The sequence below is a fragment of the Streptomyces spiralis genome, from assembly GCF_014654675.1.
Taxonomy (GTDB): Bacteria; Actinomycetota; Actinomycetes; order Streptomycetales; family Streptomycetaceae; genus Streptomyces; species Streptomyces spiralis.
Window position 1 is genome coordinate 10466 of sequence record NZ_BNBC01000090.1, and the last position, 1574, is coordinate 12039.

At 72.2% G+C, this 1574-nt stretch carries 1 protein-coding gene; it reads left to right on the top strand.

The annotated features are described in order from the left end of the window. Positions 1–1574, top strand: a 1574-nt coding sequence (locus IE318_RS45920; RefSeq protein ID WP_229904176.1) for an acyltransferase domain-containing protein, incomplete at both ends; no start/stop codon positions are given.

The following is a 1574-nucleotide window of genomic DNA, read 5'->3' on the forward strand; positions in this document are numbered from 1 at the left end:
GGCCGCTCTCGACGAAGTGGCCGCTGAGCTGGACCGGCATCTGGATCAGCCGTTGCGTGAGGTGATGTGGGGCGAGGACCCGGATGCGCTGAACGCCACGAGTTACGCCCAGCCTGCGTTGTTCGCGGTCGAGGTTGCGTTGTTCCGGTTGGTGGAGGCGTGGGGCGTACGGCCGGATGTGCTGGTCGGGCACTCCATCGGTGAACTGGCCGCGGCTCACGTCGCCGGGGTGCTGTCGCTGGCGGATGCGGCTCGGTTGGTGGTGGCGCGCGGGCGGTTGATGCAGGCGTTGCCCGAGGGCGGCGCGATGGTCGCGGTGCAGGCGTCGGAGGACGAGGTCCTGCCGGTGCTCACCGAGGGCGTGTCCATCGCGGCGGTCAACGGGCCGAGATCGGTGGTGGTTTCGGGTGTCGAGGGCGAGGTGCTGGCGATCGGCGAGCACTTCACGGCTCTCGGCCGTAAGACGAGCCGCCTGTCGGTGTCGCACGCCTTCCACAGCCCGCTGATGGAGCCGATGCTGGACGACTTCCGTGCCGTAGCGGCCGAGTTGTCGTACGCGGAACCGCGCGTCCCCGCGGTCTCGACGGTCACGGGCGAGCCGGCCACCGACTGGCAGTCCCCTGAGTACTGGGTCGGTCAGGTCCGTGCCGCCGTCCGCTTCTCCGACGCCGTCCGTACGGCCGAGGAGTCCGGGGTCCGTACGTTCCTGGAGCTGGGGCCCGACGGTGTGCTGACCGCGCTGGCGCAGCAGACCCTCACCTCGGACGGGGCCGTGCGGGCGTCGGCCCTGCGCAAGGGCCGTCCGGAGGCCGAAACGCTCGTCGCGGCGCTCGGCCGGCTCCATGTCTCGGGCTCCGACATCGACTGGAACGCGTACTTCGAGGGCTCGGGCGCCCGCCGGGTCGATCTGCCGACCTACCCCTTCCAGCGTCGCCGCTACTGGGTCGACGCGGTGACGGCGACCGGCAATGTCTCCGCTATGGGGCTCACGGCACCGCAGCATCCGCTGCTCGGCGTGGTGGTGTCTCTCGCCGACTCCGGTGGTGCGGTGCTCACCGGGCGGCTGGCGGTCACGGCCCAGCCGTGGCTCGCCGACCACACCGTCAAGGGGGCCGTGCTCTTCCCGGGTGCGGGCTTCGTGGAACTGGCCGTGCGGGCAGGTGACCAGGTCGGCTGCGGTGCGGTGGAGGAGCTGGCGCTTCAGGCGCCGCTGGTGCTCCCGGAGCGTGGCGGGGTCGCCGTACAGGTCGTGGTCGGGGCGGCGGACGAGTCCGGCCGCCGTTCGGTGCGGATCCATTCGCGGGCGGAGGACCAGGCGGATCTGCCGTGGGTGCTGCATGCCGACGGTGTGCTGGCGCCGGAGGCGGCCGAGGTCGGCGCCGGGTTCGAGTCGGCCGTCTGGCCGCCGGCCGGTGCGACCGCGCTGGACCTGGGCGGTGCATACGAGACTCTGGCAGAGCGTGGGTTCGGTTACGGCCCGGTGTTCCAGGGGCTGACGGCGGCCTGGCGGCGCGGCGAGGAGCTGTACGCCGAGGTCGCCCTGCCGGAGGAGACGGATCCCAAGGGATTCGGGC